The sequence below is a fragment of the Zwartia sp. genome, assembly GCF_049655405.1.
GTDB lineage: Bacteria > Pseudomonadota > Gammaproteobacteria > Burkholderiales > Burkholderiaceae_B > Zwartia.
Genome location: NZ_JBASJR010000016.1, coordinates 106,659 through 128,527, shown reverse-complemented (window position 1 = coordinate 128,527; position 21,869 = coordinate 106,659). Strand labels below are relative to the sequence as shown.

At 53.6% G+C, this 21,869-nt stretch carries 20 protein-coding genes; 10 read left to right on the top strand and 10 right to left on the bottom strand.

Annotated features, from left to right (window positions below; all coding sequences use genetic code 11):
- The first annotated feature begins 39 nt into the window (after positions 1-39).
- A complete protein-coding gene (locus WBJ47_RS14865; RefSeq protein ID WP_424585393.1) occupies positions 40-1,713 on the top strand; it encodes an MBL fold metallo-hydrolase in 1,674 nt (557 codons plus the stop codon).
- A gap of 38 nt (positions 1,714-1,751) precedes the next feature.
- Positions 1,752-3,332 carry an ABC transporter substrate-binding protein gene (locus tag WBJ47_RS14860; RefSeq protein WP_422243939.1) on the top strand — a complete coding sequence of 527 codons (1,581 nt, stop codon included), beginning with the start codon at positions 1,752-1,754 and terminating at the stop codon, positions 3,330-3,332.
- Here WBJ47_RS14860 and WBJ47_RS14855 read toward each other — a convergent pair.
- From WBJ47_RS14855 to WBJ47_RS14840, 4 genes are read right to left on the bottom strand one after another with little or no spacing between them, the layout of a single operon-like run.
- Complete coding sequence (locus tag WBJ47_RS14855) at positions 3,311-6,439, bottom strand: efflux RND transporter permease subunit (RefSeq protein WP_422243938.1); 3,129 nt, start codon at positions 6,437-6,439, stop codon at positions 3,311-3,313. The genes WBJ47_RS14860 and WBJ47_RS14855 overlap by 22 nt on opposite strands.
- The gene (locus WBJ47_RS14850) at positions 6,436-7,545 is read right to left on the bottom strand and encodes an efflux RND transporter periplasmic adaptor subunit (protein ID WP_422243937.1); all 1,110 of its coding nucleotides are present in this window, start codon (positions 7,543-7,545) and stop codon (positions 6,436-6,438) included. The genes WBJ47_RS14855 and WBJ47_RS14850 overlap by 4 nt, the downstream gene beginning before the upstream one ends.
- Positions 7,546-7,553: 8 nt before the next feature.
- Entirely contained in the window at positions 7,554-9,020 is a 1,467-nt protein-coding gene (locus WBJ47_RS14845; RefSeq protein WP_422243936.1) for an efflux transporter outer membrane subunit, read from the bottom strand.
- Positions 9,021-9,064: 44 nt separating this feature from the next.
- On the bottom strand, positions 9,065-10,333 hold the full coding sequence (locus tag WBJ47_RS14840; RefSeq protein WP_422243935.1) for an MFS transporter: 1,269 nt from the start codon (positions 10,331-10,333) through the stop codon (positions 9,065-9,067).
- 175 nt (positions 10,334-10,508) lie between these two features.
- Between WBJ47_RS14840 and WBJ47_RS14835 the strand changes: the two genes are divergently transcribed.
- Positions 10,509-10,802: a DUF1330 domain-containing protein gene (locus WBJ47_RS14835; protein WP_422243934.1), complete on the top strand. Its 294-nt coding sequence runs from the start codon at positions 10,509-10,511 to the stop codon at positions 10,800-10,802.
- A 15-nt stretch (positions 10,803-10,817) separates the two neighbouring features.
- Here WBJ47_RS14835 and WBJ47_RS14830 read toward each other — a convergent pair whose 3' ends face one another.
- Together WBJ47_RS14830 and WBJ47_RS14825 are read right to left on the bottom strand one after the other, a co-directional pair.
- On the bottom strand, positions 10,818-12,077 hold the full coding sequence (locus WBJ47_RS14830) for an MFS transporter (protein WP_422243933.1): 1,260 nt from the start codon (positions 12,075-12,077) through the stop codon (positions 10,818-10,820).
- Between the two features lie 8 nt (positions 12,078-12,085).
- On the bottom strand, positions 12,086-13,081 hold the full coding sequence (locus WBJ47_RS14825) for a Bug family tripartite tricarboxylate transporter substrate binding protein (protein WP_422243932.1): 996 nt from the start codon (positions 13,079-13,081) through the stop codon (positions 12,086-12,088).
- Between the two features lie 177 nt (positions 13,082-13,258).
- On the opposite strand from WBJ47_RS14825, the gene WBJ47_RS14820 reads away from it, so the two are divergent.
- Positions 13,259-14,170 (top strand): ketopantoate reductase family protein, encoded by a 912-nt coding sequence (locus WBJ47_RS14820; RefSeq protein ID WP_422243931.1) that lies wholly within the window; start codon positions 13,259-13,261, stop codon positions 14,168-14,170.
- A gap of 52 nt (positions 14,171-14,222) precedes the next feature.
- Here the strand turns inward: WBJ47_RS14820 and WBJ47_RS14815 are convergent, their stop codons facing one another.
- Both WBJ47_RS14815 and WBJ47_RS14810 read right to left on the bottom strand, forming a co-directional pair.
- Complete coding sequence (locus WBJ47_RS14815; RefSeq protein WP_422243930.1) at positions 14,223-14,837, bottom strand: LysE family transporter; 615 nt, start codon at positions 14,835-14,837, stop codon at positions 14,223-14,225.
- Positions 14,838-14,852: 15 nt separating this feature from the next.
- Positions 14,853-15,368: a copper chaperone PCu(A)C gene (locus WBJ47_RS14810; protein WP_422243929.1), complete on the bottom strand. Its 516-nt coding sequence runs from the start codon at positions 15,366-15,368 to the stop codon at positions 14,853-14,855.
- Between the two features lie 143 nt (positions 15,369-15,511).
- Here WBJ47_RS14810 and WBJ47_RS14805 point away from each other — a divergent pair, with 143 nt between their 5' ends.
- A complete protein-coding gene (locus WBJ47_RS14805) occupies positions 15,512-16,390 on the top strand; it encodes a TonB family protein (RefSeq protein ID WP_422243928.1) in 879 nt (292 codons plus the stop codon).
- A 57-nt stretch (positions 16,391-16,447) separates the two neighbouring features.
- Here the strand turns inward: WBJ47_RS14805 and WBJ47_RS14800 are convergent, their stop codons facing one another.
- Together WBJ47_RS14800 and WBJ47_RS14795 are read right to left on the bottom strand one after the other, a co-directional pair.
- Entirely contained in the window at positions 16,448-16,663 is a 216-nt protein-coding gene (locus WBJ47_RS14800) for a YgaP family membrane protein (protein ID WP_422243927.1), read from the bottom strand.
- A gap of 37 nt (positions 16,664-16,700) precedes the next feature.
- A complete protein-coding gene (locus WBJ47_RS14795) occupies positions 16,701-17,576 on the bottom strand; it encodes an MBL fold metallo-hydrolase (RefSeq protein ID WP_422243926.1) in 876 nt (291 codons plus the stop codon).
- Positions 17,577-17,686: 110 nt separating this feature from the next.
- On the opposite strand from WBJ47_RS14795, the gene WBJ47_RS14790 reads away from it, so the two are divergent.
- The 5 genes from WBJ47_RS14790 to WBJ47_RS14770 are packed head-to-tail and all read left to right on the top strand — an operon-like array spanning position 17,687 to position 21,850.
- Positions 17,687-18,022: an ArsR/SmtB family transcription factor gene (locus WBJ47_RS14790; RefSeq protein ID WP_422243925.1), complete on the top strand. Its 336-nt coding sequence runs from the start codon at positions 17,687-17,689 to the stop codon at positions 18,020-18,022.
- Positions 18,019-18,456: a YeeE/YedE family protein gene (locus tag WBJ47_RS14785; RefSeq protein ID WP_424585392.1), complete on the top strand. Its 438-nt coding sequence runs from the start codon at positions 18,019-18,021 to the stop codon at positions 18,454-18,456. Before WBJ47_RS14790 ends, WBJ47_RS14785 begins: the two co-directional genes overlap by 4 nt.
- Positions 18,457-18,469: 13 nt before the next feature.
- Positions 18,470-18,898, top strand: a complete 429-nt coding sequence (locus WBJ47_RS14780) for a DUF6691 family protein (protein ID WP_424585391.1) — start codon at positions 18,470-18,472, stop codon at positions 18,896-18,898.
- Between the two features lie 10 nt (positions 18,899-18,908).
- Complete coding sequence (locus WBJ47_RS14775) at positions 18,909-20,639, top strand: SulP family inorganic anion transporter (protein WP_424585390.1); 1,731 nt, start codon at positions 18,909-18,911, stop codon at positions 20,637-20,639.
- Positions 20,640-20,647: 8 nt separating this feature from the next.
- Positions 20,648-21,850, top strand: a complete 1,203-nt coding sequence (locus WBJ47_RS14770) for an MFS transporter (protein WP_422244576.1) — start codon at positions 20,648-20,650, stop codon at positions 21,848-21,850.
- Positions 21,851-21,869: the final 19 nt, after the last annotated feature.

Sequence of the window (21,869 nt, the reverse complement as noted above, 5' to 3'; positions counted from 1 at the left end):
AAAGCTACCCTTTGTAACTGCTCGTTTTCCTTTATGACCATGAATCCTACCCCAGCCGTTCCCCGCCCCGCCGCCACCGTTATTCTCGCGCGCAATGTCAGTGATGGCATCGAAGTGTTCATGATGGAGCGGACCACGGCCGTAGAGTTTGCCAAGGGCATGCATGTTTTCCCAGGTGGCGCGCTGGATCGCGCTGACCACCATCCTGAGATCGCCTCTCTTTGTATCGGCCTGGACGACAGAGCGGCCAGCGAGACGCTCGGGATTGAGCAAGGCGGTCTCGCCTACTGGATTGCCGCGATCAGAGAATGTTTTGAAGAGTCGGGCTTGCTGCTTGGCTACCGCGGTAGCGATCAGCTCCTGCAATTGGCGGCGGATGAGGCGGAACGCTTGGCAGCGCTGCGGGTGGACATGGCGCAGAGCAAAATGTCCTTTATGGACATTTTGCGACAAGAACAGGTGAAAGCGGCCACTGACCGTATCGCCTATTACAGCCATTGGGTCACCCAGGCGGGACGCCCTAGACGCTACGACACGCGCTTTTTTGTGGCCCAAGCCCCTGAGGGGCAAACAGCGCTACAAGACAATCATGAAACAGTTGGGCAGCTCTGGGTTCGTCCCGATCAAGCCATTGACTTGCATCGCGCGGGTACTCTTAACCTGATGTTTCCTACGATTAAAACCCTTGAGAGTCTGGCCCCATTTAAATGTGTTGAAGAGCTGCTGGAGTACGCGCGCAAACCTCGTCCCAAACAGGTGATGGCACCCGTGACAGGGGTCGACCGCTCAGGCGCCTCGCACCCTTTGATTCCGGGCGACTTTGCCTACGCTGAAATTAAAAAACTCGACCCTGACAATCAGGGTGCGTGCTGTTCTTATATCCAGCCGGGCCATCCCGTCCAGATCGGACAGGATGTCTTGCGCCTGACTGCGGCCAACCCCGGCATGATGACGGGGCCCGGCACCAACAGTTATCTGATCGGCAATGCGGCACAAGGCGTCGCTGTCATCGATCCCGGTCCATTGCTCGACGCGCACATTGATGCCCTGATCGCAGCGGCACCCGGTCCGATTCGCTGGATTTTATGTACGCATACGCACCTAGATCACTCGCCCGCGGCGGCCTTGCTCAAGCAACGCACGGGGGCAACAGTCTATGGCATGCCAGCACCCGCTTTTCCCAATCAGGATCAGGACTTCAAACCCGATCACGTCTTGACGCACAACGAGCGGCTTGACATTGCGGGTCAAGCCCTTCGCGTCATTCATACGCCTGGCCACGCCTCCAATCAAGTTTGTTTTTTACTCGAGTCCCAAAACCTCTTGTTTACTGGCGATCACATCATGCAAGGGTCTACGGTGGTCATCAGCCCTCCGGATGGAAACATGATTGAATACCTGGCCTCTTTGCGATTGCTACTTGATTACAAAATAGACTACTTGGCACCGGGTCATGGTTTCCTGATGGACAAGCCGGCCGAAAACGTTGACCGTATTTTGATTCACAGGCAAGAACGTGAAAATAAAGTGATGGCTGCACTCAAGCGCGCGGGACAACCTGCCTCGATTGAAGAGCTGGTCACACTCGCTTATGCGGATACCCCCGAGCGCCTGCACGCTGTTGCACAAAAGTCCTTGTTGGCGCATTTGGAAAAACTACGCACGGAAGCACGAGCCGTTCTGAACGATAGTCTTTGGAGCCTCGCGCCCTAATTCGACCCGACATCGCCGCACATCTTTTTAGAGCCCTTATGGATCGCCGCACTTTTCTCACGACAACAGGGACTACAGTTGGCCTGTTGAGTACGCCATTCAAGCTGTCCGCACAAACACCGAACCTGAGCTTTCGCTGGGTGCCTTCGACGGACCTCTCGGTGCTGGACCCAGTTTTTACAACAGCAGCGATTACTGCCTGTCATGCGATGCAGGTGTTCGACACGCTGTTTGGACTGGATGCCCAATACCAGCCTCAGCCACAAATGGTGAAGGAGGTTGTCGTCAGTGAGAATCTGCTTCAGTGGACACTCACCTTACGCCCAGAGTTGCGCTTTCATGATGGCAGTCCCGTCGTGGCTCAGGATGCTGTGGCCAGCCTAAAACGGTTTGGCAAACGTAATTTGCTGGGTCAGACACTCTTTAGCCTGGTGACTGAGATTGTCGCGAACGACACCACCACACTCACCCTCTCTCTTAGCAGACCGTTTTCCCTGCTGCCTTACACACTCGCCTCAGCATCTGCTTCCATCATGCCTGAGCGTTTGGCCAACACACCCGACAATGTCGCGATCAAAGAAATGGTCGGGAGTGGTCCATTCCGATTTTTACCCGAGCAATGGGTCTCTGGCTCTAAAGTTGAATACGCCAAAGCCACTCATTATGTCCCGCGTGCCGAAGGGATTGCCAGCAACACTGCGGGGCCGAAGGTCGCGCATATCGATGCGCTCAAATGGCTCATCATCCCCGATCGAGCCACCGCCGTGGCGGCGCTTCAAAACAACGAAGTCGATGGTATCGAGCTAGTCGACAATGACTTTATTCCGATGCTGCGCAAAAACCCACGCATCGAATTGATCAAAAGCGCGCTACCTTCGATTTTCATCATGCGGTTCAATCATCTGCACGCGCCTTTTGACAACGTAGAAATGCGTCGCGCTATTCTGTCCGTCATCAGTCAGTCCGACTTCATGATGGCAGCCAATGGCGCGGACTTTCCCGAATACTGGAATGCGCAATGCGGCGTCTTTGCACCAGGTACGCCGATGGCCTCTGAGGCTGGCATGGAAAAGCTCAATGGCAAGCGCGACATGGGACGCGCGCGCAAACTGATTAAAGAAGCGGGATACAAGGGCGAGACGATCGTGATTCTAGACCCGGTCGATGCCGCGCCTTATCACGCCTGCGCGTTGGTTACTGAAGATTTATTCAAGCAGCTGGGTCTCAAGACTGAATTGCGACCGATGAATTGGGGCACCTATTTACAGCGTCGCAACAATCAAGAACCCCCACAAGCTGGCGGCTGGAATGTGGCCTTTACTGCACTCACAGGCACAAGCAATCTGGATCCCGCTTCAAATCTTGGTATGCGTGGAACCGGCAAACAGGGTTGGTTTGGCTGGCCAACCAACCCCACGCTGGAAGCCTTGAGGATGGATTGGTTTTTTGCGGACAGCCTGCAAGCCAGACAAAAAATCTGCCAGGCCATACAAGTCGAGGTACTGAATCAAGTCCCTTATATTCCGCTCGGTGCAAACTACAACCTCAGTGCGATCAGAAAAAACTGGCAACACTTTCAGTCTCAGGGACCTGTTTTTTACACCGTACGGTCCACCTGAGGCGTTACGGATTCTGCACCCGTAGCGGTCGCTGCGGGTTTGCTGGCAAAGAATCGAACTCTAAGTCGACCAAACCACTGATCCAGATCATCGACATAGGTAAACACCGCAGGAATCACCAGCAAACTCAATAGTGTGGAGGTCATCAAACCACCAATCACGGCAATCGCCATCGGTGAACGAAAGCTCGGATCCGAGCCCCAACCAATCGCAATCGGTATCATGCCCGCCGTCATCGCAATCGTGGTCATCACAATGGGCCGTGCACGCTTGTGGCAAGCATCAATCAATGCCTCGGTACGCAACATCCCGTGACGCCTGGCCGTGATAGCGTATTCGACGAGCAAGATCGAGTTTTTAGTGACGACGCCCATCAACATCAACAGTCCAATCAACGACGGCATTGAAAAACTTTTACCCGTCAGCAGCAATCCAACGAACGCGCCGCCGATTGAAAGTGGCAACGCCCCCAGAATCGTGATGGGTTGTAAAAAGTCATGAAATAACAGCACCAGGATCATGTAGATACACAAGAGTCCAATTAGCATCGCCAAGCCAAAGCTTGCGAACAGTGCCTGCATTTCCTTGGTGTCACCCAACTCGGCCAACGTGACACCGGGAGGCAAAGCACTCAAGCTCGGCAACGCCATCGCCTCGGCAAACACCTCACCGAGCGGCCGTCCGCCCAATTCCACATCCAAAATCACATTTCGACTGCGGTTCAGTCGGTCAATCTGAGCCGGGCCGCTATCCATCGTAAAGGTCACGACATTACCGAGCATCGTGGGACCGTAGCGCCCAGGCACCATCAGCCTTTCAAGCGACGCAATATCAGTACGTGTGGCATCAGGAAGCTTGACGCGAATCGGGATCTGTCGCTCGGCGAGATTGAGCTTAGCTAAACCAACGTCGTAGTCACCACTGGTCGCCACTCGTAAAGTTTCCGCGATGCTTTGTGCCGTCACACCCAGATCGGCCGCGCGCGCAAAATTGGGGCGGACAATCAATTCTGGTCGAACGAGACTCGCCGACGAGGTCACACCACCCACACCTTTCAAGGTCCGCAAATCACGCTCAGCAGCTTGCGCAGCTTTACCCAAGGCAACCGGATCTTCGCTCTGCAGCACAATTTGCATTTTGACGCCCACATCCTGGGCACCAACGGTGATCCGCACGCCTGGTTCAAGTGCCAACACGCGTCGAATATCTGACTCGACTTCTTGCTGTGTCTTGCTGCGCTCAGAACGATGGTTGAGTGTCACGGTCAGCGTAGCCTTGCGCACCTCAGCCGCCGAACCGCGCGCAAAGACATCGCCCGACACGCCGCCACCGACCGAGCTAAACACGCGCCGAACCTCTGGAACCTGAGAGAGCTTTTGTTTAGCAAGCTCAGCCGCGCGCAAAGTGTCTTCGAGCGTACTGCCCGGCGCGCGCTCAATATTGACCATGGTTTGACCACGATCTGCTGGGGGCACGAAACCTTTGGGTAACAAAGGCACCAGGGCAAGTGAGCCGACAAAAAATATCAAGGCAAAGATAATCGTGACGAGACGATGGCTCAAACACCATGTCATGAGCTTGATATATCGCTGCATGACCCAGCCATCCGGCTTGGGCTCTGCGTGCTTGCCGCCCAAAGGCTTCATCAAATAGGCGGACATCATCGGTGTTAAAAGCCGCGCCACCACTAGAGACGCCATAATCGCGAGTACGGCGGTCCAGCCAAACTGTTTAAAAAACTTACCAGGTACGCCGTCCATAAACGCTGTCGGTAAAAAAACGGCAATCAGCGCGAAGGTCGTCGCGATCACCGCCATACCAATTTCATCAGCGGCATCCATGGCGGCCTGAAAAGGCGTCTTGCCCATTTGCAGGTGACGCGCGATGTTTTCTACCTCGACGATCGCATCATCCACCAAAATCCCCACCACCAGCGCCAAAGAGGTCAAGGTCACCATGTTGAGCGTAAAGCCAAACAAGTAGATACCAAGAAACGCCGGCAGAATCGATAACGGCAAGGCCGCAGCAGATACGATCGTGGCGCGCCAATCCCGCAAGAAATACCACACGACCAACACCGCCAAAATCGCGCCTTCGTATAACAACTTCATTGAGGCATCAAAGTTTTCCTCGGTCATCGCGACGTTGTCGATCTGCTCTGAAAAGGCGACATCCTGATTCGTTGCCCGTAAACCATCAATGATTTGACGGACGTCACGGGCAACCGTCACCTCATTGGCCCCTTTGCTACGCATAATTTCAAATGCCACAACGGGTTGACCATTGACCAGTGCTAACGAGCGACGTTCCGCTGTCGTATCGGTAATGGTCGCGATCTGGTCTAGCCGGACACGACGGCCATCTTGGAGAGACAGATCGATCTTGCCAAGATCTTGAGCGGACTCAGCTGTCGCAATCGTTCGAACGGCTTGCTCTGCGCCACCGATATCACCTCGACCTCCCGGGGCTTCTTGCTGAATCAACCTTAGACGACGCGAAACGTCCGCAGCCGTGACACCCAGAGCAGTCATCCGTGCAGGATCAAGTTCGACGCGGATCTCCCGGTTTAACCCCCCCATGCGCTTGACGCGGCCCACACCATTGACCGTGAGGAGCTGTTTGGCAATAGTGTTGTCGACCAACCAAGATAAGGATTCTTGGTCTAGACGCGTCGAAGTAATCGCGTAGGTCATCAATGGGCGGCCTGCCGTGGTCGCCCGCAAAATGGTGGGATCACGCACATCCGCAGGTAAATCCGCCCGCACGCGCGTCACCGCATCCCTGACATCGTTGACCGCTTCCATCGCATTCTTTTCCAACACGAATTCGACGTTGATGACCACCGTGCCTTCAAGAATTTTGGTGTACATATTCTTGATGCCCTGCAAGGTCGCAATCGAGTTTTCGAGTTTGCGTGCCACCTCGGTCTCAAGTGTCGCGGGCGCAGCCCCAGGCAAGCTTGCCTCGACCGTGACCATCGGTAATTCAATGTCAGGAAAGTCCTGTACCCCGATCGCACGGAAAGACAGTACGCCTGCGATCGACAGCAAAACAAATAACAAAATCGCCGGGATCGGATGCCGAATAGAAAAGGCTGAAAAGTTCATGGTCGCTCAACCGAAACCAGATCGCCATTCGTCAAAAAGCCCGCGCCCGACTCAACAATCGTATCCGAAGCAGTCAGTCCCGCCAGTACCTCAATGCGAGCACCTACGCGACGCCCAATCTGAACGCGCACCTGTTCGGCGCGCTGATTAGCATCGAGTTTGAACACATAACTAAAACCATCTCTCATCACCACGCACTCTTGCGGCACCGTCAAGCCCTGACTGTCCCCAAGGTTAAACACTCCGGTTGCGAACATCCCTGCTCGAACAGGTGGCTCATCATTCAACGCAATCGGCAAGTCTACGTACACCATCGCCGTACGTGCTTGGGCATCGACAGTCGGCCCAATCACGCGAACCTTGCCAAGAATGGGGGGTTGCCCTTTTGGCAGACTGGCAGGAAACACGTCCACCGGCATGCCTGCTTTGATGCGACTCAGCTCTTCGGACACGACTTCCGCGCGCCACTCCAGACGATTTTGTCGCAACATTTTGAATAGCTCAGCGCCAACCGGCACGACCGCGCCAACACTGGCCATACGGGCTGAAATCACCCCATCATCAGGCGCCAACACTTCAGTGAAGGTCAAACGCAGCTCTTGGGACTGACGGTGCGCACGCGCCGCCTCCACTCGCGCAGCAGCCGTCTGTTGGGCAGTCAAATATTGACTGATCTGCTGGGCAGACAACGCACCTGACGTTTTCAGACTGCGCGCGCGCGAGGCATTCGCTTCGGCATCTGCAAGGGCGGCTACCGCCTCGGACTCAAGCGCTTTTTGTACAGCTAAATCCGCCAACACAGTATCTCGAGCAAACACGGCCAAGACTTGTCCTTTTTTGACATGATCCCCGACATTGACCCGAACTTCTGCAATGCGCAGCCCCCCAACCTGAGCGCCCACAGACGCGTCCTGCCAGGCGGCAATATTGCCATTGGCGCGAATCGTAGCGGGCAACGCCGTCATTAAGGGTTGGGTCACAGAGACAGTTAATGCGGGACGCGCAGGACCAGTTTGCGCCGATATCGCCGACATTGGCATCACCGCAGCGGCACCTGTCAGCAGGATCGTCAGGCTCAGCAAAGAGACACGCATTGAATTCATCATTGGTTTCATTATTGGAGCTTGCCTGTCAAAATATCACTTGGGTTTTGTTGCACCGCGCGCGTAACCGAAGCGAGGTCTCGGGCCTCCCAGCCCCCCCCCACTGCGCGGTAGAGTGCAATGTACGCACTAACACGCTCACGTCGAACAATCGCCAAAATATTGTCTGCGTTCACAGACAATCGTCTTGTTTCTTCGAGATCCAGAATGCTGGAGAGACCAAATTTGTAACGATCTTGAGCGGCCTGGAGTGACTCGCGGTAGCCCTGGGAGGCTTTCAAACTTTCCGACTCTCGCTGGTTGAGACTATCTAGTCGGACCAGCGCCTCCTCCACTTCTTTGACTGCGCGACGCGCCTGGGTTCTGTAATGCGTCGCCGCGACTTCGTAGGCGATTTTGGCAGTCTCAACATTGGCCGCCCGGCGACCGCCATCAAAAATAGGCAGACTGAGCGAAGGACCAATCGACCAAGAGGTCGCGGAGATCGATCCCGCTGCGCTTTCAAAACTCAGCGGTCCGATGTTGCCTAACAATGACAAGCGCGGGAAACGTTCTGCTTCGCGCACACCAATATCTGCGCTGGCGGCAGCCAACTCGCGCTCCGCTGCTGCGACATCTGGACGCTGCACCAGGACTTGAGCAGGAATGCGATTCACGATAGGCATTGCTGGCTTGGGTAATACCCGAGTGCCTTTGACTAATTGACTTCTGAGCTCAGGCTCCGGGATAGCGGTCAGCGCGACCAGTGCCTTGATGAGCAGATCACACTCTGCGCGTTGCGCGACGGCACGACTTTGTCCCTCGGCGGCACTGGCACGCGCCAATGCCGCGACTGCCGGTGACTGAAAGCCTGTTTGTGCCAATTCCTGAGTCAGGCGAGCAGTCTGTGCCCGTGACTGCGCGTCGGCGCGGGCGAGTTGGGAGAGCTGCTCGCAACCGCGGAAGTTCGTATACAGACTCGCCGTATCGGCTGCGACGGAAATCCGGGCTTCGTGCCAGTTTGCGACTTGAGCCGCTAAGCGTGCGCGCGCCGCTTCACTGCCACGTGCCAAGCCTCCAAATAAGTCGATTTCCCAGCCTGCCTGAAGCTGTGCTTGGGCAGTCGTCGCCACGATCACAGGCCCACCTAGTTGATAGGTGCCTCGAGAAATGCCACCGGTAGCATTTAAAACAGGTAAGGCGGCGCCGTCGGCTGTGATCAACAGTGCACGTGATTGCGCAATCCGCAAAGCCGCCTGAGCCATGCTGTTGCTTTGCTTTTGCGACTGCTCAACGAGCTCAATCAAAACTGGATCGTTAAACTGCGCCCACCACGAGACAAGCGTGACCTGTTCGCCCTCGTGGGGCAAAGGCTCTTGCCAAACCTTGGGTTCAGTTTCCCACTGAGTCGATTGTTGGCGGTCGTAATCCGGACCAAGCGTGATGCAAGCCGAGAGCAGCAGCGCCAAAGGTGCCACTAAAATTCTTAAATAAGTCATAGGCAAAGATTAACAGAGCCTAGGGGGGAAAAACCCTTAAAGCCTCATACTGCCTGAGCACTCACAGGCATTCCTGGCATAGGTGGTGGCTTGGCAAACCAGAATAAAAAGGTGCCCGCGCCCGCGATCAGGGCGAGTACCGTAAAGCCTAGGTCGTAATTGCCCGTTGCGTCACCCATAATACCCGCCAGCAAGGGCCCGGAGACCTGCCCCACCGCCGTGAGCATCGCCGACAAACCAAGAATCATACCGATGGACTTCCGGCCAAAATAGTCTGCTCGAATCGCCTGCATAAATGGCCCCCGGATGCCCCACGCCAAACCATGAAAGACAGCAAAAAGCACCAACATAACGGGTCCCAAGGCATAAGTGAGCATCAGCATGCCGACCATGTGCATCGTCATACAAACGGCCGCTACCCGATTTTTTTGCAATTTGTCGCCGAGCACTCCCCCGAGCAAAACGCCAATGACTTGAAACCCAGTCATCAATGTGATGTAAAAAGACGCCTGGGCGATGGTGTAGCCTAAAGAAATCCGCATATGATTAATGGCATGCGTATTGACGGCCGTCACAATGATCAACGCCACGCCATGACCGGCAGATAGCAGCCAAAACGCCTTGGTTCTGAGGGCTTGTTTGGCCGTGAACTCAGGTTCAACCTTGCTCTCTGGCTCAACACCCGATACGTCGACAGTGCCGCGCTTTGCGCCCAGACCATCGACCGTTTCCCCAAAATCCTCGGGACGACGACGAAAAATACAGGCCAACGGGTAGCCAATCACGATTGCCACCACACCGCAACCAAAAGCGGTCTCTCGCCAGCCAATACTTTCAATACTCCAGGCGACGATAGGGACAAACATGCCGCCTAGCGCCAGCCCAAGCCCCACCATCGATAGAGCCCGTGCGCGCTTTTTCTCAAACCACTGAATCACACCCACGTTGAGGGGGAAATAACCGGCCATTGAGGACCCAATCGCAATGACAATCACCGCGCCATAAAAACCCAACAAACTGTCAATCTGGCTCAGCAGCATAAAACCGATGCCAAACATAATGACACCAACCTTGATCACCCCGCGTGAACCAAAACGGTCAAGAAACCAGCCCAAGATTGGACCAATGACAGCCGCCTCCATTGACATCATGGCCGAAGCACCTGAAACAGAGGTTTTGCTCCAACCTTTGTCTTGTATGAGGACGGCAACATAAGCCCCGAAAGCCTGATGCAGCATCATCGACTGAATAAACTGCAGCGAGGCTGCAGCAAACACCATTTTCCAGCCGTAAAAAATCTTCTTGCCAAACACCGTTTGTCTCCGGGCGATTACATTTGTGTACAGTTAGGATCCGGACTGAACGCCAGATTTTTTTATATTATTCGTATTGGTATCAACCCTAACATAAAGAGCATTCTTTTGCAGAGACGGCTACAGTGTCTTTTCATCTGAATTTAAAACACCCACATACTTTTTAGAGACCATCATGGCAAAAGCATATTGGATCAGTGCCTACCGTTCTATTTCTAACCCCGAAGCGCTGGCAGCCTATGCCAAGCTTGCTGGCCCGGCCCTGACGGCTGCTGGCGGAAAATTTTTAGCACGCAATGAAGCCGCCGCCGTCAAAGAAGATGGCGTCAAGCAGCGCACTGTCCTGATTGAGTTTGAAAGTGTGGATGCAGCCTTGGCCGCCTACAACAGCCCCGCCTACCAAGAGGCGATTCGTGCACTTGGCACGGGCGCTGCAGAGCGTGATATCCGAATCGTCGAAGGCGTCTAAGCGTAAAAGCGCCTGCTAGCCATGTTGATTGGCAGGCGCTGATCTGATCCACAAGGCATTGCGCCACTTGAGTGCAATCGCCACTGTGGCGGCAATACCGAGACATGAATATAAAGCTGTCGTCCACGCAAAACCCAGCACATCGATCATCGGACCAGCAATCAACAGCCCAGCCGGCAGGCCCCAGATTGCCAAAATCCGCATACCCATAATGCGACCACGATACTGTGGTTCAGTCGCCCGCAACATCACAGCCGCGAGCGGAATCATGCTGATACTTTGCACAAATCCCGCGGTCATGAGAAGTGTCACGCCCAAAGTGAAATGCGTCGTGGCTCCGAACATCAAGAGCAGCCCAAACCAAAGCCCTGTCGCGACCAGAAGAGCTCGCCCCGTTCCCAGCGAAAACCGGTTAGTGCCCAAGACAATCGAACCGACCAAGGCACCAAAGGCGAAACTCGCGCTCAACGCACCTAGTCCAGACTGACCCACGTCGTAGACTGATCGGGCAATATAGGGCAGCAGTCCGAGCGAGAACGGAAAGGCTAAAAAGTTGACGAGAAATGCAATACTCATTGTCCCAAGCAAGACCGGCTTGGCCCACACGTAGGAAAACGCATGCTGCAAATCCGTAAAAGGCGAAGGCCGTGCGGTGTGCACACGCTCGATGTCAGGCTTGCCCGCCACCCCCATGGAAAAATAAAAACTCGTCACATACAACACGGTGATGCTGATGTAAACCGGCACCATTCCGAACTGAGCAAAGATGCCCGCCCCCGCTAAGGCACCCGCAATACGGGCCGAGTCAGAGGTCATGCGTGAAATACCCAAGGCAGAGGTCAGCTGATCGCTGGGTTGCGTCTGCCCGATCAAGGCATAGCGCATCATCAAATCAGAAGGGCGAATCATGCCGACAAAGGTCGCCACCGCAATCACCGTCAGGGGTGTTAAACCACCAAAAAATGCGAGCGAAGCAATCGTCATCGCTGCCAGCGCATAGAGTCCCCGTGTGACCATAAAGAGCACGCGATAACCGACCCGGTCACCTGCGATGCCCAAAAAAGGTGAAATCAAGGCACCTGTGTATTGCAAAGCACCGTAAATCACCAGCAAAAGCACAGAGCCCGACTCGACCAAGACATACCAGCCCAGCACGAGCAATTCCATTTCGAACGCCCAGGAAGTCGCCATGTCGGCTGTCCACTGATAACGAAAACTGCGCACCTTAAAAGGTGCGCGAGTGGACTCCACCATGCTGCGAAAAGAACCAGGCATACGAGCGTTTATTCAAGCTTGATGTTGCGCTCAGTGACGACTTTTTTCCAGGTTGCAGACTCCTTGGCCATAAAATCAGCCAATTCCTGTCGTGTGGTGGGGTCAGGCGTCAAACCATGCTTGTTGAGCTGCATGCGAACTTCGGGATCATTGAGCACTTTGACGATCTCAGTATTCCAACGATCCAGGATCGGCGCTGGTGTTTTACCTGGCGCCACGAATGCATACCAGTTGGTCGCATTAAAGCCTGGGTAGCCAGATTCAGCCATCGTAGGCACATCAGGCATCGCGTTGGTACGCTTTAAACCTGTTGTCGCTAAGGCCTTGAGTTTATTGGCCTGAACATGTTGAATACTTGTCGTAGGCGTCGCGTAATACGCATCAATGCGACCGCTTAGCAAATCAAGCATGGCTGCGCTGCCGCCCTTGTAGGGTACGTGAATCATTTCCACACCGGCACGCTGGGCAAACAACTCACCCGCTAAATGCGCCGCCGAACCCACTCCAGTTGAAGCATAGGTCAACTTGCCAGGATTTTTTTTAGCCGCGGCCACTAACTCGGCCAAAGTGTTCACCTTTAACTCTGGCGGCACAACCAAGACGTTGGGGAAGTTCACACCCATGGTGATCGGTGCAAGGTCCTTGAGCGGATCAATTGTCATCTTCATCAGATGGGGTGAAACCGTCATTGGACCAATCGTACCCAGCAACAGTGTTGTGCCGTCGGGCTTGGCATTGGCCACCGCCTGGGTTGCAATCACCCCTCCCGCTCCGGCACGGTTTTCAACGACGACGGGTTGGCCTAAGTTGGCCGACAAGCTTTTAGCCACAATGCGAGTGGCGGTATCGGTCCCGCCACCGGGCACAAAACCCACCACGATCGTGATGGTCTGACCTTTTGGAAACTCTTGGGCGGATACGAACGCAGCAGTGCCGAGCGCACCCAAGGCCAGCGACAGACGACAGACAGCAGGGAGCACAGAGGCTAAGCGAAATATTTTCAAAACAATCTCCAGGATTTTTATTGTGCTTTTTTTAAAAGTAGCACGAAAAGCATGACAGGTATGTTCCTTGAAAAATCTGTCGTTGTCCATGATTTCCGAGCCAAGATTCCACCCGTTGAGCTTGTCATGGCACAAGGCGCGTCAAAACGATAAGATTGATGCTTACAAGGAGAAAGCATGAAAATTCTAATATTGGGTGCAGGCGGCGTGGGTGGCTATTTTGGTGCTCGACTCATTCAGGCGGGTGCGGATGTGACATATTTGCTGCGGGACAAAAGACATCAAAAAATCCAAGCAGAGGGACTCGTGGTTGAGACACCGAAGGAAACCTTCACTCTTCGCCCAAAGACGGTGACGCGCGATCAGCTCAAGCCCGAGTACGACCTCATCGTCTTAGCGCCCAAAGCATATGACCTAGACGACGCACTCGAGTCAGTCAGCGCAGCAAGTAGCCGTGGCGTGATTTTGCCTGTGCTCAATGGCCTGAGCCATATCGCCACACTCGATGAGAAATTTGGGCGTAGCCGCGTGATGGGTGGCGTGGCACACATCGCCGCAACCGTGACAGGCAGCGGCTCTGTCAAACAACTCACAGACCTCCACGCGTTGACGGTCGGACACAGAGATCCCGCTCACGAAGCACTCGCACGCGAGTTTTCAGCATTGTGCGAACAAGCCGCGTTTGACAATACCTACAGTGAAAACATTGAACAATCACTCTGGGATAAATGGGTCTTTCTTGCGACCCTGGCCGGTATGACGACGCTTTGTCGTGGACATGTTGGAAAAATTGCCGATGCACCCTGGGGCAAAGAAACGATGACCAGTTTCTATGCAGAAAGCTGTGCGATTGCGCTGGCGAATGGTTATCCCACAAAAGAAAGCGCTCAACAAAAAGCCTTGGCGATGCTGACCAAGTCAGGTTCGAGCTTTGCAGCCTCCATGCTCAGGGACTTGACCCAAGGCAATCAGACTGAGCACGAGCATATTTTGGGCGCAATGATTGAGGCCGGAGTACAAAAGGCAGTCGCCTGCCCGCTGCTTAAGGCTGCTCATACGCATATGGTAGTGGAGCAAAACAAAGGCTGAGTCAGCAAAACAGCTTGCGGGTCAATCGTGAAAATGCGTTTGGACGACCGACTCAGCGTGAAAATGCGAGTCTGAGTCCAAATCCAATCAGACAGAGACCCGCTATTTTTTCCAGCGCGATGGAGATCAGGCGATTGCTGCGCAGTCGCTCTGTCAAAAAATGCGTCAATAAAATCGCGACGAAGCAATATAAAAAGGTCAGCACCGCGATCGTGACGGCGAGAAAGCCAAACGTCACCAACCCTCTGTGCTGCACAGGGTCTACAAACAGCGGGAAGAACGCCATATAAAAGACAATGGCTTTGGGGTTCAAGAGTGTAATCACCATCGCTTGTCGCAAATAATGGTAGGGTTTGATGTTGAGCACGGGCGCGGAGCCCGGTTTGGCCAAGACCATTTTTGCGCCTAACCAAACAAGGTAGACCGCCCCCACCCATTGCACAGCCTCGAACGCGACCGGTGAAGCAGCGAGTACGGCCGCCAAACCAGCCACCGCCATCCACGAGAGAACTTGATCTCCAAGAATCACTCCCAGAGCCGCAGCAAAACCGCCGCGCATGCCGCCCTTGGTCGTTGAAGTGATGATGACGAGATTACCCGGCCCCGGTATCAACAAAAATATGATAAAGGCCACCACAAAGGCGGGATAGTCTGTCACACCAAGCATCGGCGACCCTAGCGATCAGTGTTTGTGGCTGTCATGACCTGACATGGCACCAGGATTGTAGGTCGGAGGTTTGATTTCAAAATCAACTTTAACCTCGCCCGCCTTTTCAAACTTGAGGGTCACCGGTACTGTCGTGTCTGCCTTAAAAGGGGCACTTAAGCCAAGAAACATGATGTGAAAGCCGCCTGGCATCAGTTTGACCATGCCACTGGCAGGCACGTCAATTCCAGGAACTTCGCGCATTTTTGCCACGCCGTTTTCATTAATAATCGTGTGCAACTCGACGCGATTGACGCCATTAGTCGTGGCAGAAATGAGCCGATCAGCCTGAGCAGCCTGATTATTAATCTGGACGTAGCCGGCACCATTCACCTGACCCGGTACGGAGGCACGAATCCAAGGTGCGGACAGCTTTAAATCACCCGCGACCAGCTCGGTGGCCATCGCGACCGAGGACATGCCAAAAGACGTGAGGCCCGTCACTAAGGTAAAGGCCAAGGCTGAAAGGTGTTTTTTGGTCATATTGTTCATTGAGTACGCAGTTGTTAAATATGAATCGTAAATTTTAGCTGAAAACCTCTACACTGCAGGACTGATCAGACTCCGGCGACTCGCCACTACGCTGCCCCTACTCGCTTTGCTCCACCCATGACCTCAAGCGCCAGACCCACATCATGACAAGCTCCACAGTGCCAGCCTTTCAACCCAAGCCAGGCATGAGATTCGTCACGCTGTTGATGCTCGTCGCATTGGCGCATGTATTGGTGATTGTTTTGATCCTGGCGCATTTTGGGTGGCTCAATGGCGTCGGCACAGAGACAGATGACAATGTTGGTCAATCCGGCATTGTGATTCCCGTGACCCTTGAAACTGCGGGGGATAAAGAGAATCGTCCCGAGGAAAAAGTCGAGCCAAGCGAAGAGTCAACGCCGGAACAAGCCCCCCCATTACCTGAAACATCCCCATTACCTGAAACATCCCCATTACCTGAAACATCCCCATCAGTTGAGCAGCCTGCGGAAACACCGTCCCAGTCAACGTCTGAAATCAACAAAGAGATTCCACTCGCAGCTGAGGCTGAGGCTGAGGCTGAGGCTGAGGCTGAGGCAAAACCAACCGTTGCGCCACCGGCGAAGCCCATCACAAACGAGACATTGAGAAGCGGATCGCGCAGCCATTCAAACAGTGGTTCAAACAGTGGTTCAAACAGTAGATCAAACAGTGGTTCAAACAATTCTGCACTGACGAATACCGTCGACGACTCACTACCCACCATCCCAGCGCAAGTCGACCCCAACTATCTGCATCGCCCCAACCCAGCCTATCCAGCCGTCTCAAAACGACTCCGCGAAGAAGGAACGGTTTTATTGCGTGTCAGCCTCGACACCACTGGCGCAGTTCTCGATGTCGCGGTGCAAACCACGAGCACCTATCAAAGACTCGATCAAGCTGCTGTCCAAGCCGTCCGCCAATGGCGCTTTATTCCGGCCTCAAGAGGACAACAGCCTGTTGCCTCGACGGTACTGGTACCTATCGAGTTTAAACATCAGTGAGGGTGAGACGCCGCGACAAAGCTAAACTACCCGTCGCAGCCCCTTTCTGGCTCATACTTATTTTTTGCAACAGCTCGCGCCTGCGCTTTCTTTAGAGCAAGAATTAATCCCCAACAATGGGTAAGCAGGACAAAAGCGGAAGATTCCCGTCAACAGAGGAACTACGCCGATCCAACCCCAGATACCTACGGTACCCGTTGCGGCCAACGCAATCAAAATCAAGCCTGCGGCGATGCGCAGTGTACGGTCAATAGTGCCAACATTGCATTTCATGATTGATATCCTTTAAATCGTTGAACTTCTTAAAAAACTACAAAGCGTTCAAAGGAATCTTCACATATGAAATCCCGTTTGATTCCTTAGGTGGTAACTCCCCTGCACGAATATTGATCTGGACTGCTGGCAGGATCAGCACCGGCATTTCAAGCGTGGCATCACGCTTGGTTCGCATTTCTACAAACTGAGCCTCCGTAATGCCATCATGAACGTGAATATTTTTTGCTCGCTGCTCAGCCACCGTTGTTTCAAAGGAAACCTCACGGCCTGCCGGCGGATAATCGTGGCACATGAACAGACGTGTATCGGAAGGCAGACTCAACAAACGACGCGTCGAGGCATACAAAGTTTTGGCGTCCCCTCCAGGAAAGTCGCAACGCGCAGTGCCAACATCGGGCATAAATAAGGTGTCGCCGACAAAGACCGCATCACCAAACTGATAGGCCATACACGCAGGAGTATGACCTGGGACATAAAGCGCATTGCCCTCAAGCGCACCCACCATGAAGGACTCGCCTTCTTTGATCAAGACATCAAACTGAGAACCGTCCTGACGGAATTCGGGTTCGAGATTAAACACACCCGCAAACACCTTTTGCACCGTGGTGATGTGATCACCAATCGCAATCTTGCCACCTAGATGTTGTTTGAGGTAAGGGGCTGCCGATAAGTGATCCGCATGGGCATGCGTTTCAAGAATCCACTCAACGGTCAAGTTTTGGCCTCGAACGAAGTCAATGACTTTATCCGCGGAGGTATGCCTGGTCCGACCCGATTTAGGGTCATAGTCCAACACTGAGTCGATAATGGCACACGCTGAACCGGGCTTTTCGTAGACGATATATGTCACCGTCCATGTTGCAGGATCGAAAATGCCATGGACCATCGGCTGACTGGAAGTGGTACGCATACGGACTCCAAGTGAAATATTTAAATAACTTATAAATATTATATATATAAACAATTTGTTTGTAAATATATTATAATTCGTTATCTTAAATTCACACTTCGTCCGCGAACATGATCACTGAAGACATTGCCCCGTTTGAACTCGACACCATGAAGGCGTCCGCTGCGAACGCCTGCCGACTCATGAAGGTACTCACGAATCCCGACCGACTGATGATCCTCTGTCAACTCGCCCAAGGGGAGCGTTGCGTGAGCGAACTCGAAACGTCGCTTGGGATCCTGCAACCGACGCTCTCGCAACAACTGACTGTCCTACGTAACGAACAATTGGTCAAGACCCGGCGCGAAGGAAAAAATATCTATTACCAATTTTCAAGCCCACAAGCGCTTGCTGTGATGGAAGTGCTCTATTCACAATTTTGTATCAATGAAGAGGTCAACATATGAACATAGACTGGACACACTTTACGCCTTGGAGCTCTCTGTCTGGCGGCATTATTTTGGGCGTTGCCTCAGCGCTCTTTATTTTGATCAACGGCCGTGTACTAGGTATCAGCGGCATTTTGGGAGGGCTTCTGCCACCCAAGGCCGGCGACACTTTTTGGCGCATCGCTTTTTTGGCAGGTATGTTTGCGGCGCCCTGGGTATTTAAGGCCTTGGCTCCCTCCGAGTTCATCACGACACCGCAGATTGATGCGGATACGATCCTGCTGGTCATCGCCGGACTGTTGGTCGGCGTCGGCACACGCTATGGTTCGGGCTGCACGTCAGGCCACGGAGTCTGTGGGCTCTCCCGCATGTCACCACGCTCGCTCGTCGCGACAGTTTCCTTTATGGCGGCAGGCTTTCTGACCGTGTACCTCGCACGTCACCTCTTTTAAAGGAGCACACAACATGCTTCGTTTTTTCGAATTTCTTGCAGGTCTCCTTTTTGGTTTGGGTCTGATTCTGTCAGGCATGACCAACCCCGCGAAAGTCCTCGGTTTTCTTGACCTCTTTGGTCAATGGGATCCATCCTTGGCATTTGTGATGGGTGGCGCAATCCTGGTCGGCATCTTTGCCTTTGCACTGGCGAAAAAACGTACGACCAACTTTTTTGGCGGGGCCTTGCACCTTCCAAAAGCCAGCCACATCGATAAACGTCTCGTCATCGGTAGCCTGATGTTTGGCGTGGGCTGGGGACTCGCTGGTTTCTGTCCAGGTCCAGTCTTGGTATCGATGGCAGCAGGCCACGAAAAAGCCTTGATTTTTGTCATCGCGATGCTCATCGGCATGATTGGCTTTGAAATGGCCGAGCGCGCCACGCTCAAGAAAAAAGCTTAAGAGAACCGCCATGAAATTGCCGACCTTGCCAGTATTGCAATGGGGCGCACAGTACAGCCGCGAACTGCTCGTCAGTGACCTGGTCGCGGCACTGATTGTGACCATTATGCTCATCCCGCAGAGTCTCGCCTATGCGATGCTCGCGGGCTTGCCACCCGAGGTCGGCCTCTACGCCAGTGTAGCGCCCTTAGTGATGTACACCTTGCTCGGCACGAGCAGAGTGTTGGCAGTCGGACCTGTTGCTGTCGTGTCACTCATGACTGCGGCGGCAGTGGCTGAACAAGCTGCGCTGGGCGTCCATAGTTACTGGCAGATCGCACTGACGCTTGCCTTTATCTCTGGCGGTTTGCTTTTGCTCATGGGTTTTCTGCGGCTCGGCTTTCTGGCCAACTTTCTCAGTCACTCAGTGGTATCCGGCTTTATCTCTGCCTCTGGCTTGTTGATTGCCGCGAGTCAACTCAAAACACTGATGGGTGTTCAAGCCTCAGGCGACAACTTCTTTGCGCTTGTCTGGTCGCTGATTCAGCAAATACCAAACACCCATCTCCTGACCCTCGCTGTCGGCCTGATCGCCACAGCATTTTTGTTCTGGGTGAGGCGGCAACTCAAACCCCTCCTCATGAAGCTTGGTTTCAACAAGCTCGCAGCCGACATTGTCACCAAGGCCGGTCCCGTGCTGGCAATTATTGTGACCACCACACTGGCCTGGCAACTATCTTGGCCTGAGGCAGGCCTAAAAGTCGTGGGTACCGTGCCTCAAGGGCTCCCGCCACTGACCGCCCCCTTGTGGGACTTGGCCTTGTGGAAAGACCTCTTCGTCCCTGCCCTGCTCATTAGTATTGTCGGCTTCGTCGAGTCCGTCTCAGTCGGCCAAACGCTTGCGGCCAGACGTCGGGAACGCATTGAACCCAACCAAGAGTTGGTGGCTCTTGGCGCCTGTAACGTTTCCGCCTCGCTGACGGGTGGTTTTCCCGTCACCGGTGGCTTTGCGCGCTCAGTCGTCAATGCGGATAGCGGTGCCCGCACACCTGCTGCGGGACTATATACCGCGGTCGGCATCACACTGGCATCGCTACTTCTCACGCCTGCTCTATTTTTCTTGCCTCAAGCCACATTGGCCGCAACGATCATCGTGGCGGTCTTGTCTCTGGTGGATTTCAGTATCTTTAAACATACTTGGCGTTTTTCCAAAACCGATTTCGCAGCAGTCTCCGTCACGCTGCTTGCCACCTTGAGTCTTGGCGTAGAAATAGGCTTGGTGGCAGGCGTCGCTGTATCCCTCGCCATGCACTTGTACCGCAGCAGTCAACCCCACATCGCGACGATTGGTCTCGTACCAGGAACAGAACATTTTCGTAACGTCTTACGGCACGAGGTGCTCACCTGTCCTGAGGTCTTGTGCTTGCGCATTGACGAAAGCCTTTATTTTGCCAATGCCCGTAACATCGAAGACCGTCTGAATGCCGAAGTCGCGGACAACCCGCTGCTCAAACATGTAGTGCTCCAGTGCTCCGCGATCAACGACATCGATGCCAGCGCGCTTGACAGTCTGGAGGCCATCGAGAAGCGCTTACGTGAATCGGGTATTTGTTTGCACCTCTCAGAGGTCAAAGGTCCCGTCATGGATCGTCTGGAAAAATCAGACTTTCTCAAGCACCTCAGTGGTCAAGTCTTCTTGACAAATTATCGTGCAGTGCAGCAACTTTCTCCTTCCATTATCCACACTCAGTCTGTGCTTTAATCAGCTTCATGGAAAATTCGCCGCGTTTATTTAATAAGAATCTGGTGTTGCTGATTTTGTGTCAGGGCATCTTTCTCACCAACAACATTACGTTCGTTGCCATCAATGGTCTAGTCGGCTTAAGCCTCACCAATATCACCTGGATGGCCACATTGCCGATCATGGGCTATGTCGTCGGCGGTGCACTTTCTACTGGTCTGGTGGCGCGCACACAAAAAAAATACGGTCGTCAAAAATCATTCCAGCTTGGACTGCTTGTCGCGATTATCTCCTCGCTTATTTGTGGATATGCCGCCTATTCCAAGAACTTCTGGTTATTGACCTTTGGCACCTTTGTCGCCGGTTACTACAGCGCAAACGGTCAGCTCTATCGTTTTGCCGCTGCTGAACTGACACATGTCAGTTTGCGTGACAAAGCGATCTCCTGGGTCTTGGCTGGCGGCATTCTGGGAGCTGTTGCGGGTCCCAACCTCGCTGCGCTGACAAAAGACACCTTTGATACCCCCTTTCTTGGGGCCTATTTAACGCTTACCGTCGCAGGCATCCTAGGTCTGATCGTGATGAACTTCATTCACTTTCCTGACGAAGTGGCGGTTAAAAAAGTTTTACCGCCAGGACGCAGTGCAATGCAACTGCTACGTCAACCTGTGTTTATGGTAGCGGCCATCAGCTCTGCGCTTGGCTATGGCGTCATGAACTTGCTCATGGCAGCCACACCGCTGGCCATGAAAGTCTGTGGTCTACCCTTTTCAGATGCGGCACTCGTCCTCCAGTGGCACGTCATCGGCATGTTTGCGCCCGGCTTTTTTACAGGTTCTCTGATTAAAAAGTTTGGTACATATCGCATTATGATTTTGGGTATTGTCCTGAATTTCGTGTGTATTTTGATCGCCCTTGGTGGAATAGAGGTTCACCACTTCTTGCTCTCGTCGTTTATCCTAGGCGTAGGCTGGAACTTCCTCTTTACGGGCGCGACAAGCTTGGCGATGACAGCCTATCGTCCCGAGGAAAAAGACAAAGCACAAGGCATTATTAACTTCTTTGTGTTCGCGACAATGGCCATCACCTCGTTCAGCTCGGGCGCGTTGGTCACAACCTCAGGCTGGGACATTTTGAACTTCGCCTCACTCTTTCCCGTTGTCCTCATGGGAGTCGCCCTGCTCTGGCTGCGGCACAAACAGAATCAAGAAAAGAAACTCGCAGCGCATTAATAACAGCGCTTTAAAAAAG

What these genes read in the sequence shown, in the direction of transcription:
- WBJ47_RS14820 (WP_422243931.1), top strand. Translation starts at nt 13,259, where the DNA reads ATGAAAATTCTAATATTGGGTGCAGGCGGCGTGGGTGGCTATTTTGGT.
- WBJ47_RS14850 (WP_422243937.1), bottom strand. Translation starts at nt 7,545, where the DNA reads ATGATGAATTCAATGCGTGTCTCTTTGCTGAGCCTGACGATCCTGCTG.
- WBJ47_RS14860 (WP_422243939.1), top strand. Translation starts at nt 1,752, where the DNA reads ATGGATCGCCGCACTTTTCTCACGACAACAGGGACTACAGTTGGCCTG.
- WBJ47_RS14775 (WP_424585390.1), top strand. Translation starts at nt 18,909, where the DNA reads ATGAAATTGCCGACCTTGCCAGTATTGCAATGGGGCGCACAGTACAGC.
- WBJ47_RS14845 (WP_422243936.1), bottom strand. Translation starts at nt 9,020, where the DNA reads ATGACTTATTTAAGAATTTTAGTGGCACCTTTGGCGCTGCTGCTCTCG.
- WBJ47_RS14795 (WP_422243926.1), bottom strand. Translation starts at nt 17,576, where the DNA reads ATGCGTACCACTTCCAGTCAGCCGATGGTCCATGGCATTTTCGATCCT.
- WBJ47_RS14785 (WP_424585392.1), top strand. Translation starts at nt 18,019, where the DNA reads ATGAACATAGACTGGACACACTTTACGCCTTGGAGCTCTCTGTCTGGC.
- WBJ47_RS14865 (WP_424585393.1), top strand. Translation starts at nt 40, where the DNA reads ATGAATCCTACCCCAGCCGTTCCCCGCCCCGCCGCCACCGTTATTCTC.
- WBJ47_RS14835 (WP_422243934.1), top strand. Translation starts at nt 10,509, where the DNA reads ATGGCAAAAGCATATTGGATCAGTGCCTACCGTTCTATTTCTAACCCC.
- WBJ47_RS14780 (WP_424585391.1), top strand. Translation starts at nt 18,470, where the DNA reads ATGCTTCGTTTTTTCGAATTTCTTGCAGGTCTCCTTTTTGGTTTGGGT.
- WBJ47_RS14805 (WP_422243928.1), top strand. Translation starts at nt 15,512, where the DNA reads ATGACAAGCTCCACAGTGCCAGCCTTTCAACCCAAGCCAGGCATGAGA.
- WBJ47_RS14830 (WP_422243933.1), bottom strand. Translation starts at nt 12,077, where the DNA reads ATGCCTGGTTCTTTTCGCAGCATGGTGGAGTCCACTCGCGCACCTTTT.
- WBJ47_RS14855 (WP_422243938.1), bottom strand. Translation starts at nt 6,439, where the DNA reads ATGAACTTTTCAGCCTTTTCTATTCGGCATCCGATCCCGGCGATTTTG.
- WBJ47_RS14790 (WP_422243925.1), top strand. Translation starts at nt 17,687, where the DNA reads ATGATCACTGAAGACATTGCCCCGTTTGAACTCGACACCATGAAGGCG.
- WBJ47_RS14810 (WP_422243929.1), bottom strand. Translation starts at nt 15,368, where the DNA reads ATGAACAATATGACCAAAAAACACCTTTCAGCCTTGGCCTTTACCTTA.
- WBJ47_RS14815 (WP_422243930.1), bottom strand. Translation starts at nt 14,837, where the DNA reads ATGCTTGGTGTGACAGACTATCCCGCCTTTGTGGTGGCCTTTATCATA.
- WBJ47_RS14770 (WP_422244576.1), top strand. Translation starts at nt 20,648, where the DNA reads ATGGAAAATTCGCCGCGTTTATTTAATAAGAATCTGGTGTTGCTGATT.
- WBJ47_RS14800 (WP_422243927.1), bottom strand. Translation starts at nt 16,663, where the DNA reads ATGAAATGCAATGTTGGCACTATTGACCGTACACTGCGCATCGCCGCA.